Below are 14,466 nucleotides of genomic sequence, written 5' to 3' on the forward strand. Positions count from 1 at the left end.
TGCGTCCCGCAGGGGTGCGAGACGCATCTTACCCTTAAAATACCACGTGGCGCTACGCCGTTTACCTGGACGGGCTACTTGGACGCGGTTGCCTTGTTTTCCATGTTCACGACCTGCACGCGGCGGTTCGCTTCCGCCAGCGGCTGGCTCGGATCCTTCAGCTTGCTCTTGCCGTAGCCGACGGTGACGAGGTCGGAACCGTTGATGCCATATTTGTCGACGAGGTAGCGCTTGATCGCTTCGGCGCGGCGCTCGGACAGGTCCTGGTTGAAGGCCTCGCCGCCAGCGGCGTCGGTGTGGCCGGCTACGACGAAGGTCGAGCCCTTCAGGTCGGCATTGGACAGAGCGCGGCCCAAGGCCTGCACGGACGGCAGCGACTTGGCGTTGATCTGGGCCGAGTTGTAGTCGAAGTTGATTTCCAGATCGATCTTGGGCTTGTCTTGGACGATGGTCGCGATCTCCTCGCGCTCGGCCGACGACAGCGAGCGGGTGGAGCGGCCGCGGATGGTCTGCACGAACTTGTCTTCGGCGGGGTTTGCGGCCGGCTCGACCTTCGGTCCGATCGACAGGCCGCGGGTCAACGGCTTCTTCTCCGGCGTCAGCGCCCTGAGGATCTGCTCTTCGGTGACATTGTCGCCGGCTCGGGCGGCCACCATGCCAAGGGCAAGCGAGGCGCTGATCGTTGCAACCGAAAGCATCGCAGCAAGATTCTTCTTCGCAGTGATGTCGAACATTGTCAGCCCCTCTTGCGCCGTTCGCGCGGTTTCAAATCAATTTGCCAAATCACTGCCGGTTGCTTGATCCCGGCCCATCTTAAATTCTTAGTCTAGCACCTCCACCCGAGGTTCGAGGCCGGACGGAACTACCTATCCAAATTATCGTCACTGCACGCCATAATCGGCGAATTCCTTGACGATGTTCGGGTCCATCGCCTTGGCGTTGGTGATGTCCAGATCCCCTTCTGCGACCGAGCCGTTACGCTTCTTGGCAAGCCCGCGCCCGTAGAGGGAGGATGTCAATCTGGGGTTCAGCTTCAGCGCCGCATCGAAATCGGAAATGGCGTTCTTGGTCTGCCCGCTCTTCAGATTCAAAAGGCCGCGGCTGTCGAGAGCATCGACGAAATTCGGGCGCAGCCGCAGCGCCTCGTTGCAGTCCTTCAGCGCAGCCTGCAGATCGCCGATGACGGTGCGGGCCCAGCAGCGGTTGTTGTAGGCCTCGACATCCTTGGGGTTTAGTCGAAGCGAGTTGTTGAAGTCCTTGATCGCGAGGTCGTAGGCGCCCTTGCTGGCATAGACCTGGCCGCGGCGGTAAAGCGCGGCCGCATCATCCGGGTTGTCGTTGAGCCGGGCCGTCAGGGTCTTGATGGTCGGATCATCGGCCAGCGTGTCGGCCGGCTTCGGGGTCGGCGTTGGCGGCGTGGCGATGTCCACCGGGCGCGGCGTCGTCGGTGGCGGCAGTGGCAACTGCTCGGATGGGGGCGGCGCCGCGGTGGTGGTCTGCGCGGGAGGAGCGGGCGGCGGCGACGGTGGGGCAGGTGGCGCCGGCGGGGCGACCGCCGTCTGAGCCGGCGGTGGCGGAGGAGGTTCAGGCGGCGGCGGGCTCTGCGGCCGCGCCGCTGAACCCGGAATGAAAGAGAAATCTTCCGCCAGCGAAGACGAAATCCACGGCACCTGCTCGCTGCGCGAGGCGCGGGTGACACCGACACGGGTGCGGTTCAGCGTCTCCTCCGCCATCAGGTCGGGGGTCCGGATTTCCTTGAGCAATTCCCGCACGAACAGGCTGTGGTCGCTGCCATTGTCCGAGATCACGGACGACAGCGCCGCCGAATACATCACCAGCGTTCCGTTCGGCGCGATCACCGGCGCGAGGCCGGCTGAAAAGCTGCGGAATCGGCGCTCGAACGGGTTACGCCTGGAAGCATCGATCAAAGCGATCTTGACCCCGGCGCCGCGGCTGTTGATCTCGCCGAGGACCGTCTCGAGGCTGAAACCGTCGCGGCGGACGTCGGCCTCGCTCCAGATCTGGGCGTCGATCGGGATCATGTAGCTCTGGCGGCTGGACTGGATACCATAGCCCGAGAAGAACAAGAGGACGACCGAACCGGGCTTGATCTTAGCGTAGAGCCGATCGAAGGCATGCCGCATTTGTTCGCCGGTTAAATTTTCTCCGATGTCCACGCTGAAGCCGTCGCGCTTGAGCTCGTCGGCAACATCGCGCGCATCATTGATCGGCTCCTTCAGCGGCGCATCCGCGTCCGGATATTTGGCGTTGCCGATCACCAGGGCAAAACGGTCGCCCGCAGCGAAGGAGGGGGCGGTCGAGGCGATGGCGAAAATCAATGTGAGGAGTAAAGCAAAGCGGATGTTCATAGTCGCGGCAGTCCAGCCAAAAAGACGCCGATCCCGGTCTGCGCCGCGGCGACCTTACTCTACGCAACCGGCATTATCAAACCGCGCCTATAGGCCGTCAACCACTTGCGCTGTCATCGTTAATTGCGACAATCAAGCGCGAAACGGCGGCTTCCGGCAGGGGAATGAAGCGCGGCTGTTCCGGCGGCAGAGCTGGTTCCGTCGACGACGCCGTGACACCCTCTCACTGTGACACCCTCTCACTATGACACTCACATTGGCTCGCACGATCCTGTCATGCAGCCGCAGCAGGCTTGTAAGGTTTGACCTTTGCCGATGACAATGGCTTGCTTGCCGCGCAAGCGGCCACCTAACAAGAAAAGCGAAGCCAATGGGAAATGCCTACGAGATCTATGCACTGCGCTATGCGACGATGTCGCCGCGCACCCCGAACATGAACTTTCTTGCGCCCGATCCGCATGAGACCACGGCGCAGGACCTCGACTACTTCGTCTGGCTCGTTCGGGGAGCTGGCCGCGACATCCTGGTCGATACCGGCTTCAACGCCGAGGAGGCCAAGCTGCGCGCCCGCAAGCTGACTCTCAATCCGGTCGATGCGCTGGATCGCTTTGGCGTGTCAGTGGCATCGATCCGGGACGTGATCGTCACCCACCTGCATTACGACCACGCCGGCAATCTCGATCGCTTCCCGAACGCGCGCTTCCATTTGCAGGAACGCGAGATGAGCTACGCGACCGGACGGTGCATGTGCAACGGCATGCTGCGGCACCCGTTCTCGATCGAGCATGTGACGCTGATGGTTCGCCACGTGTATGGCGAGCGCGTCACGTTCCACTCTGGAGATGGCGAGGTCGCGCCTGGAATCACCGTGCACCGTGTCGGCGGCCATTCCGACGGCCTGCAGGTGGTGCGGGTCGAGACCGCGCGCGGTCCCGTCGTGCTGGCATCCGACGCCGCGCATTACTACGCCAATCTGCAGAAGCGCAGCCCATTCCCGATCGTCTACAACATCGGCGACATGGCGATCGGCTGGGAAACCGTCGAGCGGCTCGCCGGGCATCCCGATCGTTTTATCCCCGGGCATGATCCAATCGTCGCCGAGATCTATCCGCGCGCGAGCGACAAGGTCGACGCCTTTGCCCTGCATCTGGCGCCCTCGCGCTCGTTTGCGGAGTAGGTCAGTAGCTGATTCAGCCGTCATTGCGAGCCACCGGGTCGCGCGAATGCGCGCCCGATGACAGGCTCCGCGAAGCAATCCATCGCTCCACGCGCACGGAGGCATGGATTGCTTCGTCGCTCCGCTCCTCGCAATGACGGTGAGAGAAATCGCTAATACGCTTCTTTTGCGTCCGCCTCTTCGCTGGTCTGCACCAGCTCAAGGCTGTGCTCGATCTTGCCGAGCAGTTTTCCGAGCTGCCGCCGCTCCTGCGCGGACAGACATGAAAAAATCTCCTGCTCCCTTCGGAGCAGGCGCGGGATCAGTTCCTCGTACAGCGCCTTGCCCTTGCGCGTGAGCTGCAGGCGGAATTCGCGGCGGTCGTCGGCATTCTCGACGCGTTCGATGATCTGCCGTTCCATCAGCGTGGTGACGGCGCGGCTGACGGTGGACTTATGCGTCCGCGTGCAATCGGCGATGTATTGTGCGCTGCAGGCTTCGCGGCGGAAGCCGAGCGTCGCCAGCACGCGCCATGAGGGGATGTCGAGCCCGTAGCGCGCCTGATACTCGGCGGAAAGCGCCGAGCTCACCTCCGCCGCCAATCGGTTGAGGCGGAACGGCATGAAGTGGAAGAGGTCGAGCCTTTTCTTGGCCGCCGCGTCCTCCTGCGGTGCGACCGAGTCCGGTTCGGATCGCGTCTCCGCCGTGCCGTTGCTCGAAGCCGATTTCGTCAAAATGCCTCCGAGGGGAGTTGACGGCGGTGCCGTCAGGGAGTTTAAGATCGTTGCAAGTGAGACTAATTTAACAAGGCCACGAGGAAGCGGCAAGGGTTTGACAAGGGTTTGAGCGGATGGCGCAGGCCAAGACCAACACCCAGTTCGGCTATCGCAGGCATCCCGACCAGGATCGGGTGGCAGCCGATACGGCTGAATATCCGGTCGTGGTGGTCGGGGCGGGCCCCGTCGGGCTGTCGCTCGCAATCGATCTCGCCCAGCGCGGACAACCGGTGGTGCTGCTCGACGACGCCGACCGGATCGGCGAAGGCTCGCGCGCGATCTGCTTCTCGAAGCGCTCGCTGGAATTCTGGGACCGGCTTGGCGTCGGCGACCGCATGGTCGAGAAGGGCGTGGTGTGGAGTGTCGGCAAGATTTTCCACGGCGCCTCCCAGCTCTATCAGTTCAACCTGCTGCCGGAGGATGGTCACAAGCGGCCGGCCTTCATCAACCTGCAGCAATTCTATGCCGAAGCCTATCTGGTCGATCGCGTGCGCGAGTTGCCTGCGATCGACCTGCGCTGGCGCAACAAGGTGATCGCGCTGGAGAGCCGCAACGATGGTGTCGCGCTGACCATCGAGACGCCGGAAGGCTCATACACTATTCGCGCGGCTTTCGTGATCGCCTGTGACGGTGCGCGCTCGTCGCTGCGCAAATTGGTCGGCGCGGAATTCGCCGGCCAGGTGTTCGAGGATCAGTTCCTGATCGCCGACGTCAAGATGACTGCGGCGTTCCCGACCGAGCGCTGGTTCTGGTTCGACCCGCCGTTCCATGCCGGACGCTCGGCGCTGTTGCACAAGCAGCCGGACGATGTCTGGCGGATCGATCTGCAACTCCATCCGGAGGCAGACCCGGTGCACGAAAAGAAGCCGGAAAATGTGCGGCCGCGGATCGCGCGCATGCTCGGCCACGACAAGTTCGAGTTCGAGTGGATCTCGCTCTATAAATTCCAGTGCCGGCGGATGGACAAGTTCATCCACGGCCGCGTGATCTTTGCCGGCGACGCCGCGCACCAGGTCTCGCCCTTTGGGGCGCGCGGCGCCAATTCCGGATTGGAGGACGCGGAGAATCTGTCGTGGAAACTCGACCGCGTGCTGCGCGGGACTTCGCCGGAATCGCTGATCGAGAGCTATCACATCGAGCGCAGCGCCGCGGCGGATGAGAATATCCGGGAATCCACCCGCTCGACCGATTTCATGGCGCCAAGCTCGCGGCAGGAAGCGCGGCTGCGCCAGGCAGTGCTGGCGCTGGCGAAGGAGACTGAGTTCGGCAAGCGCATGGTCAATGGCGGCCGGCTGTCGGTGCCGTCGATTTACGACACGCCGCTGTCGACGCGGGACTGTGACGTATGGCGCGGCGGGCCGCCGCCGGGCGCTTCACTGCTGGATGCGCCGATCGCCGGGCGTGACAGCAATCCGCAGTTCCTGACCGAGGCGTTTATCGGCGCGGGAACGCGGTTCACGCTGCTGGAGTTTGGTAATGGCGCCGTGGTGGATGTGCCGGATGGCATCAAGGCCATCCGCATCGGTGGCGACGACGGTTTCGCGGATGCCGCGGGGCTCGTCGGCAACCGCTACGACGCCGAACCCGGCTCCGCCTATCTGCTACGGCCCGACGGCTATGTTGCCGCGCGCTTCCGTCGCCCGACGCGGCCGCTGTTAGAGGCGGCGCTGGCGCGGGCGTCGGGAATGAACTGAGGTGCTGTGATGGCGCTGTCGACCAGTTCGAACTTCGCAAAGCCGGACGATGCCTTCCGCGCCATCGTCGAGGCGCATCGCGGCCTGACGGATGCGCAGAGCGCCGATCTCGACGCCGCGCTGGTGCTCGTGCTCGCCAACCATATCGGCGACATCGACGTGCTGCACGAGGCGATCGCGCTCGCCAAGCGGCGGATGCTGGAGGCGAGCCAGCAGCAACAACAGCAGCAACAATAACGAGGACACCCGATGGCCAAAGGCTTTGCGTCCACCACGGATCTTTCGGAGAAGAAGATCACCTTCTCCGAGATCGGCACCGATCTCTATGCCTTCACCGCCGAGGGCGATCCCAACACCGCCGTGATCGTCGGCGACGACGGCTGCCTCGTGTTCGACGCGCAGGCGACGCCGGCGATGGCGAACAAGGTGATCGAGCGCGTACGCACCGTGACCGACAAGCCGATCAAATATGTCGTGCTGTCGCATTATCACGCGGTGCGCGTGCTGGGGGCTTCCGCCTACAAGGCGCAAGGCATCGTCGCTTCGCAGGAGACCTACCGCCTGATCGAGGAACGCGGCCAGCAGGATTGGGATTCGGAGTATGGCCGCTTTCCGCGTCTGTTCCAGGACGCGCAGAGCATTCCCGGCCTGACCTGGCCGACGCTGACCTTCGAAGGCGAGATGTCGATCTATCTCGGCAAGCGCGAGGTGCGGCTGATGCAGCTCGGCGCAGGACATACGTCGGGCGATATCGTGGCCTGGGTGCCCGATGCCGAGGTGATGTTCTCAGGCGATCTCATCGAATATCACTCGGCTTGCTATTGCGGCGATGCGCATTTGCGCGAATGGCCGATGACGCTGAACGAGATCCGCGCCTTCAACCCGAAGGCGATCGCGCCGGGCCGCGGCGATGCGTTGAAAGGCCTTGCCACCGGTCGCGAGGCGATCGCGATGACACGTGATTTCGTCACGACGCTCTACGGCGCTGCTGAAGCAGCGGTGGCAAAAGGGCGCACGCTGAAGGAGACGATGGCGGCGACGCGCGACGTGATGGATCCGAAATTCTCGACCTTCGCGATCTACGAGCATTGCCTGCCGTTCAACGTCTCGCGCGCCTATGACGAGGCGTCCGGGATCGACGATCCCGTGATCTGGACCGACAAGCGCGACCGCGAAATGTGGGCCGCCCTGCAAGGAGGAGGATGACCATGAACATCAACACCTCGCCTGATGCGATCGGCAAGAGCTCCGCGCAAATCACGCCGGGCTACATGTCCGGTTTCGGCAACAGCTTTGAGACCGAGGCCCTGCCCGGCGCGCTGCCGGTCGGGCGCAACTCGCCGCAGCGCTGCGCCTACGGGCTCTATGCCGAGCAGCTCTCCGGCTCGCCCTTCACCGCGCCGCGCGGCGCCAATGAGCGCTCCTGGCTCTATCGGATCCGCCCATCGGTGAAGCATTCCGGCCGCTTCAGCAAGGTCGGTGCCGGGCTGTGGCGCACCGCACCCTGCCACGAATACGAAATGCCGATCGCGCAGCTCCGCTGGGATCCGGCTCCGATCCCGACGCAGGAACAGACTTTTCTGCAGGGCGTGCAGACCATGACCACGGCTGGCGATGCGAACACGCAGGCCGGCATGGCCGCGCATGTCTATCTGATTACCAAATCGATGGTCGACCAGCATTTCTACAATGCCGACGGCGAGATGATGTTCGTGTTGCAAGAGGGCAATCTGCGCCTCGTCACCGAGTTCGGCCGCATCGATGCCGAGCCTGGCGAGATCGTGGTGATCCCGCGCGGCGTGAAATTCCGCGCCGAGATCCCGAACGGCCCCGCGCGCGGCTATCTCTGCGAGAATTACGGCGGCGCCTTCACGCTGCCGGAGCGCGGCCCGATCGGCGCCAATTGCCTGGCCAATTCGCGCGACTTTCTGACGCCGGTCGCCAGCTACGAGGACAAGGACACGCCGACCGAGCTCTATGTGAAATGGGGCGGCGTGCTCTGGAAGACCACGCTGCCGCATTCGCCGATCGACGTGGTCGCATGGCACGGCAATTACGCGCCATACAAATACGATCTGCGCACCTTCTCGCCGGTCGGCGCTATCGCGTTCGATCATCCCGACCCCTCGATCTTCACGGTCCTGACTTCGCCATCGGAGACGGCGGGCACCGCGAATATCGATTTCGTCATCTTCCCGGAGCGCTGGATGGTGGCGGACAACACGTTCCGGCCGCCGTGGTACCACATGAACATCATGTCGGAGTTCATGGGCCTGATCTACGGCGTCTACGACGCCAAGCCGCAGGGCTTCGTCCCCGGCGGCATCTCGCTGCACAACTGCATGCTGCCGCACGGTCCCGACCGCGAGGCGTTCGATCACGCCAGCAACAGCGAGTTGAAACCGGTGAAGCTCACGGGCACCATGGCCTTCATGTTCGAGACCCGCTTCCCGCAGCGCGTCACCGAATTCGCGGCGAAGTCCGCGACGCTGCAGGACGACTATGCCGATTGCTGGAAGGGACTGGAGAAGCGGTTCGATCCGGGCAGGCCGTAGTATAAGCTCGCTCCGTCATTCCGGGGCGCGCGAAGCGCGACCCCGGAATCCATTTTTCCGCCGGCTCCCGTGGTGAAATGGATTCCGGGCCTGCGCCTTGCGGCGCATCCCGGAATGACGAAGGATAGCGCGTCGAAACATTCGGCAGGAAACCATGTCCCACCCCAACGACCCAAAGCTCCGCTCCTTCATCGACGTCGATCCTGCGTCCGATTTCCCGATCCAGAATCTTCCCTACGGCGTGTTCTCGGCCAAGGACGGCCTTGCTCCGCGCATCGGCGTTGCGATCGGCGACTACGTGCTCGATCTCTGGCAGCTCGCGCAGGACTGCCGCATCGATGTCGTCGAACCCGCAGTGTTCGCCGCGTCCTCGCTCAATCCGTTCATGGCTCTTGGTCCAAAGGTCTGGTCGCGCACCCGCGCACGGATCAGCGAACTGCTGCGCCACGACCATCCCGAGCTGCGCGACAATGAACATCTGCGCCAACGTGCGCTGGTGCCGATGGCCGACGTGAAGCTGCATCTGCCGATCACGGTCGCCGGCTACACCGATTTCTATTCGTCGAAGGAGCACGCCACCAATGTCGGCGTCATGTTCCGCGGCAAGGACAATGCGCTGCAGCCGAACTGGCTGCACATGCCGATCGGCTATAACGGCCGCGCTTCGACCGTCGTCGTGAGCGGTACGAAAGTGCGCCGGCCGCGCGGCCAGTTGAAGCCGCCAAACGTGGAGGCGCCGAGCTTCGGTCCGTGCAAGCGGCTCGATTTCGAGCTCGAGATGGGCGTCGTGGTCGGCCAGCCGTCAGCGATGGGCGAGATGCTGAGCGAGCAACAGGCCGAGGAGATGATCTTCGGCTTCGTGATCCTGAACGACTGGAGCGCGCGCGACATCCAGCAATGGGAGTATGTCCCGCTCGGTCCATTCCAGGCCAAGGCCTTCGCGACCTCGATCAGCCCATGGGTCGTGACGCGCGAGGCGCTGGAGCCATTCCGCCTGCAGGGGCCGACACAGGAGCCGGTGCCGCTGCCCTATCTGCGCCAGACCCAGCCGAACAATTATGACCTGACGCTCGACGTCGCCTTGCGCGCAGGCGCGATGAACGAGCCGGCGCGGATCTGCCGCACCAATTTCAAACACATGTACTGGTCCTCGGTGCAGCAATTGGTGCACCACGCGTCCTCCGGCTGCGCCATGAATGTCGGCGATCTCTTAGGCTCGGGCACGATCTCGGGGCCAGAGAAAGACCAGCGCGGCAGCCTCTTGGAAATAAGCTGGAACGGCACCGAGCCGGTCGAACTCGCCGGCGGCATCAAGCGCTCCTTCCTCGAAGACGGCGATTCGCTCGTCATGCGCGGCTGGTGCCAGGGCGACGGCTACCGCATCGGCTTCGGCGAGGTCGAAGGCACGATCGTCGCGGCGGAGTGACGGAGGAGCATGTAGGGTGGGCAAAGCGAAGCGTGCCGACCTTCAAGCACTCCGCTCGTGATGGTGGGCACGCTGCGCTTTGCCCACCCTACGCAGCTCACGGCAACAGGACAGTCAGCGTTCCTCCGGCGGAATGCCGCGTAGCTTCGCCGAATGCGCCGCGACATCCTCGAGACTGTACTTCAAATGCATCCGCTTCTCCGACGGCGTTTGCTTGACCACGCACACGCCGACGCGCCATTCCTGCGACGGTCTTATCGGCCGCGGCGCGAAGCCGCCGCCGCAGTTCGGGCAGACGTTGAACAGTTTGTGCTCCACGCAATCGGCACAGAAGGTGCATTCATAGGAGCAGATCATCGCCTCCGTCGCGTTCGGCGGCAGATCCTTGTCGCAATACTCGCAGTTCGGTCGCAGTTGCAGCGCCATGGTCGTTTCTCAGGGTGAAGCGGGACGGATCATCGCAAAGTCGCAGTGCAATTCGAATGACGGAATTCCCTCGATTTGCGCCACACTCTGTTTGAGCATGATCTCCGCGCAAACGCTCCGCGTTTGTCGCGAGGGAAAACCGATTCCCACTTTTCCGGATCATGCTCGCTGCAGCGCCTTCAACGGCAATTTCGCGCTCTCCTTCAGCCTGTCCAGCACGATCGAAGAGCGCACATGGGCGACGCTCTGGTGCGGCATCAGCACATTGTTGACGATGTCGGACAGGCTCTTGAGGTCGCGCAGCACCGCCTTCAGCAGATAGTCGGCGTCTCCGGTCAGCGAATAGGCTTCCTGGATCGCATCGACACGGTTGACCAGCTCCCGGAATTTCTTCGCGTTGTCGGGCGAGTGCGTCGCCAGCGTGATCTGGATGAAGGCGATCAGCTCGAAGCCGAGCGCCTCGCCGGCGAGGTCGGCGTGATAGCCCGAGATCACCTTCTCCTCCTCCAGCCGCATCCGCCGCCGCGAGCATTGCGAGGCCGACAGACCAATGAGATCGGCGAGCTGTTGGTTGGTCAGCCGGCCGTCGTCCTGCAATGCGGCCAGCAGCTTGAGATCGAACGTGTCTAACTGAATCATGCGCCATTTGCCGTTATGATGCACGGATTGTGCAAGATGCTAGCCCATCGCGCGCCATTTTGCATGCACCTTGCGGGCCGGTCGGCGGAGATTCGTGAATCAAGTAGGGAGAATCGCAATGGGTCCGTTTCCGCACGATGAGCCGCCGGCCGAAATCAGCGCCGACAATCCGATGGGTACTGATGGTTTCGAGTTCGTCGAGTATGCCCATCCGAATCCGGAAGAGCTGCACCGCCTGTTCAAGCTGATGGGCTATGTGCCGGTGGCCCGCCACAAGACGAAGCAGATCACGCTCTATCGCCAGGGCGACATCAACTATCTCGTCAATGAGGAGCCGGGCACCCATGGCCATGACTTCGTCGCCGCACATGGGCCGTGCGCGCCGTCGATGGCGTTCCGCGTGGTCGATGCCACGCGCGCCTATGAGCGCGCGCTGTCGCTCGGCGCGGAGCCGGCCGATATTGCCGTGCAGATGACGCTCGATGTCCCCGCGATCAAGGGCATCGGCGGCAGCCTGCTCTATCTGGTCGATCGCTACGGCGCGAAGGGCTCGGCCTATGATCTCGAATTCGAATGGCTCGGCGAGAAAGACCCGCGGCCGGAGGGCTCGGGGCTTTATTACATCGATCACCTCACCCATAACGTCCATCGCGGCCGCATGGATGTCTGGACCGGCTTCTACGCCAAGCTGTTCAACTTCCGTCAGATCCGTTTCTTCGACATCGAGGGCCGCGCCTCGGGCCTGTTCTCGCGCGCCCTGACAAGCCCTGATGGCAAGATCCGGATTCCGATCAACGAGGATGCCGGTGATTCCGGGCAGATCGAGGAATATCTCAACCTCTATCGCGGCGAGGGCATCCAGCACATCGCCTGCGGCGCGCGCGATATCCATCGGACCATCGAGACGCTGCGCGCGGCCGGCCTGCCGTTCATGCCGTCACCGCCCGATACCTATTTCGAGAAGATCGACCAGCGCCTGCCCGGGCATGGCGAGCACGTGCCACGGCTGCAGAAGAACGGCATCCTGATCGACGGCGAGGGCGTGGTTCATGGCGGCCAGACCAAGGTGCTGCTGCAGATCTTCTCGGCCAATGCGATCGGGCCGATCTTCTTCGAATTCATCCAGCGCAAGGGCGACGACGGATTCGGCGAAGGCAACTTCAAGGCCCTGTTCGAATCGATCGAGGAAGACCAGATCCGCCGCGGCGTGCTGAAGGTGGACCACGCGGCGTAACGGAACCCGTCATTGCGAGCGAAGCGAAGCAATCCATCTTTCCGCTTGCGGAGGCATGGATTGCTTCGTCGCTTGCGCTCCTCGCAATGACGAGTGTGGAGCTATTCGCGTGACTTCCACGCGCTCAGCACATCGCCAAGCTCGGCCGTCACCGGCTCCCTGATCGCCGACGGGGTCCGCGAGAAGCGCGGCGCGGGCGCCGGCTGTGTGACGCCATGGCGTTCGACGAACACCTTTCGCGCGGCCATATGCGGATGTTTCGGGGCTTCCGCCATGGTCAGGATCGGCGCGAAGCAGATGTCGGTGCCTTCCATGATCTTGCACCACTCCTCGCGCGTCTTGCTCTTGAATATCTCGGTGAGTTTTTCTTTCAGCGCGGGCCAGGCCTTGCGGTCCATCTGGGCGTCGAACTCGGCGTCGGTGAGGCCGGCGTGCTTGCGCAATAGGGCGTAGAATTGCGGCTCGATCGAACCGATCGAGACGAAATGGCCGCAGGCGCATTCGTAGACGCCGTAGAAATGCGCGCCGCCGTCGAGCATATTCTGGTCGCGTCCTTCCACCCAGCGGCCGCTTGCGGCCAGGTCAAAGAACATCGACATCAGCGACGCCGCGCCATCGCACATCGCGGTATCGACCACCTGGCCCTTGCCGGATTTTGATGCTTCCAGGAGGGCTGCGAGCACGCCGACCACGAGGTAGAGCGCGCCGCCGCCGAAATCGCCGACCAGGTTGAGCGGCGGCACCGGCTTCTCTTTGGTGCCGATCGCGGCCAGCGCGCCGGTGATCGAGATGTAGTTGATGTCGTGGCCGGCGGCGTTCGCGAGCGGGCCCTCCTGGCCCCAGCCGGTCATGCGGCCGTAGACCAGCTTCGGATTGCGCGCGAGCACGACGTCAGGCCCGAGGCCAAGCCGCTCCATCACGCCGGGACGAAAGCCTTCGATCAGCGCATCGGCATTGGCGAGGAGATCGAGCACCTGCGCGACCGCGGCCTTGTCCTTGAGGTCGAGCTCGACGACCTTGCGCCCGCGCGTCGAAACGCCCTTGAGATTCTTGCCAGCGCCGACGCGATCGAGGGTGATGACCTCGGCGCCCATATCTGCCAGCATCATGCAGGCGAATGGGCCGGGGCCGATGCCTGCGAATTCGACGATGCGGGTGCCGGCGAGCGGGCCGGAGGCGCGGACAGCGGACTGAGGGGCGGGTTTATCGAGCACGTTTCCATCCGTGTTTTAATTAGCCGATTAGCTAAATTGTCTCGCCATACGCGTTGCGTGGCAAGCGCCTTTTTCGGAAAGCGCCTCGCCGAGCGCATGAACGGCGCGCATCGCTGCGCGCCGTTGTCATAAGCGTAGGTAGCATGTTCTGGATCGGCCTGCCGCCGGATCAGCCTGCCGCCGTCACCGCGCGCTGCGCCATCACCTTGATGAGGTTGGCGCGGTAGTCGGGGGAGCCGTGGATATCGCTGAGCAATCCGGCGGACGGAATTTGGACGCTGTCGAGCGCGGCCGCCGACCAGTTCGCCTTCAGCGCCGCTTCGATCGGGCTGACGCGCATGACGCCGCTTTGCGACGCGCCGGTCGCGGCGACGCGGACATCGCCGTCCCTGGTCTTGGCGACGAACACGCCGGTCAGCGCAAAGCGCGAGGCGGGGTGCGGAAATTTGGCGTAGCCCGCCTTGGCCGGTATCGGGAACGACACGGCCGTGATGATCTCGCCGTCTTCGAGGGCGGTACTGAACAGGCCCTGGAAGAAGTCTTCGGCCGCGATCGTGCGCTTGTTGGTCTTGATTGTGGCGCCGAGGGCCAGCACCGCGGCCGGGTAATCGGCGGCAGGATCGTTGTTGGCGAGCGAGCCGCCGATCGTGCCGCGATGGCGCACGGCGGGGTCGCCGATCAGTGAGGCGAGATAGGCGACCGCGGGGATCGCCTTTTGCGCTGCGCTGCTCTGCGCCACGTCACAATGTGGCGTCGCCGCCTTGATCGTCAGCGCGTCGGCCGTCGCGTCCACGCCGATCAATTCCTTGATCTTGCCGAGGTCGATGACGTCAGACGGCGAAGCGAGCCGCTGCTTCATCACGGGGATCAGCGTGTGGCCGCCGGCGAGATATTTCGGCTCCTCACCTTTGGCGAACAGGGCAGCGGCTTCGTCGACCGATGAAGCGCGATGATAAATGGTCTCGTACATGGCTCAC

General features: G+C 63.6%; 14 protein-coding genes. 7 read left to right on the forward strand and 7 right to left on the reverse strand.

Features of this window, described 5'->3' with window-relative positions; all coding sequences use genetic code 11:
- Positions 1–74: 74 nt before the first annotated feature.
- On the reverse strand, positions 75–734 hold the full coding sequence (locus tag ACZYOF_RS21080) for an OmpA family protein (protein WP_282528189.1): 660 nt from the start codon (positions 732–734) through the stop codon (positions 75–77).
- A 147-nt stretch (positions 735–881) separates the two neighbouring features.
- Positions 882–2,369 (reverse strand): caspase family protein, encoded by a 1,488-nt coding sequence (locus ACZYOF_RS21085; protein WP_463716985.1) that lies wholly within the window; start codon positions 2,367–2,369, stop codon positions 882–884.
- Between the two features lie 370 nt (positions 2,370–2,739).
- On the opposite strand from ACZYOF_RS21085, the gene ACZYOF_RS21090 reads away from it, so the two are divergent.
- Positions 2,740–3,546: an N-acyl homoserine lactonase family protein gene (locus tag ACZYOF_RS21090; RefSeq protein ID WP_463716986.1), complete on the forward strand. Its 807-nt coding sequence runs from the start codon at positions 2,740–2,742 to the stop codon at positions 3,544–3,546.
- 152 nt (positions 3,547–3,698) lie between these two features.
- Here the strand turns inward: ACZYOF_RS21090 and ACZYOF_RS21095 are convergent, their stop codons facing one another.
- Positions 3,699–4,148: a MarR family winged helix-turn-helix transcriptional regulator gene (locus tag ACZYOF_RS21095; RefSeq protein WP_463717004.1), complete on the reverse strand. Its 450-nt coding sequence runs from the start codon at positions 4,146–4,148 to the stop codon at positions 3,699–3,701.
- Between the two features lie 227 nt (positions 4,149–4,375).
- On the opposite strand from ACZYOF_RS21095, the gene ACZYOF_RS21100 reads away from it, so the two are divergent.
- From ACZYOF_RS21100 to fahA, 5 genes are all read left to right on the forward strand, one after another.
- Positions 4,376–5,995 carry an FAD-dependent oxidoreductase gene (locus ACZYOF_RS21100; protein ID WP_463716987.1) on the forward strand — a complete coding sequence of 540 codons (1,620 nt, stop codon included), beginning with the start codon at positions 4,376–4,378 and terminating at the stop codon, positions 5,993–5,995.
- Between the two features lie 9 nt (positions 5,996–6,004).
- Positions 6,005–6,232 carry a DUF2783 domain-containing protein gene (locus ACZYOF_RS21105; protein ID WP_282528185.1) on the forward strand — a complete coding sequence of 76 codons (228 nt, stop codon included), beginning with the start codon at positions 6,005–6,007 and terminating at the stop codon, positions 6,230–6,232.
- A gap of 12 nt (positions 6,233–6,244) precedes the next feature.
- A complete protein-coding gene (locus tag ACZYOF_RS21110; RefSeq protein ID WP_463716988.1) occupies positions 6,245–7,201 on the forward strand; it encodes an MBL fold metallo-hydrolase in 957 nt (318 codons plus the stop codon).
- Between the two features lie 2 nt (positions 7,202–7,203).
- Positions 7,204–8,550: a homogentisate 1,2-dioxygenase gene (gene hmgA / locus ACZYOF_RS21115; RefSeq protein ID WP_463716989.1), complete on the forward strand. Its 1,347-nt coding sequence runs from the start codon at positions 7,204–7,206 to the stop codon at positions 8,548–8,550.
- A 154-nt stretch (positions 8,551–8,704) separates the two neighbouring features.
- Entirely contained in the window at positions 8,705–9,976 is a 1,272-nt protein-coding gene (gene fahA / locus ACZYOF_RS21120) for a fumarylacetoacetase (protein ID WP_463716990.1), read from the forward strand.
- A gap of 114 nt (positions 9,977–10,090) precedes the next feature.
- Here fahA and ACZYOF_RS21125 read toward each other — a convergent pair whose 3' ends face one another.
- Positions 10,091–10,402, reverse strand: a complete 312-nt coding sequence (locus tag ACZYOF_RS21125; protein WP_394565974.1) for a DUF1272 domain-containing protein — start codon at positions 10,400–10,402, stop codon at positions 10,091–10,093.
- A gap of 159 nt (positions 10,403–10,561) precedes the next feature.
- Positions 10,562–11,041, reverse strand: a complete 480-nt coding sequence (locus ACZYOF_RS21130; RefSeq protein ID WP_130584322.1) for an Lrp/AsnC family transcriptional regulator — start codon at positions 11,039–11,041, stop codon at positions 10,562–10,564.
- Between the two features lie 118 nt (positions 11,042–11,159).
- Here ACZYOF_RS21130 and hppD point away from each other — a divergent pair, with 118 nt between their 5' ends.
- Positions 11,160–12,275, forward strand: a complete 1,116-nt coding sequence (hppD, locus tag ACZYOF_RS21135) for a 4-hydroxyphenylpyruvate dioxygenase (RefSeq protein ID WP_463716991.1) — start codon at positions 11,160–11,162, stop codon at positions 12,273–12,275.
- Positions 12,276–12,376: 101 nt separating this feature from the next.
- Here the strand turns inward: hppD and ACZYOF_RS21140 are convergent, their stop codons facing one another.
- A complete protein-coding gene (locus tag ACZYOF_RS21140) occupies positions 12,377–13,489 on the reverse strand; it encodes a CaiB/BaiF CoA transferase family protein (RefSeq protein ID WP_463716992.1) in 1,113 nt (370 codons plus the stop codon).
- Positions 13,490–13,658: 169 nt separating this feature from the next.
- Entirely contained in the window at positions 13,659–14,459 is an 801-nt protein-coding gene (locus tag ACZYOF_RS21145) for an FAD binding domain-containing protein (protein WP_463716993.1), read from the reverse strand.
- Between the last annotated feature and the right edge of the window lie 7 nt (positions 14,460–14,466).

The sequence above is a fragment of the Bradyrhizobium sp. LeoA1Lang genome, from assembly GCF_055413685.1.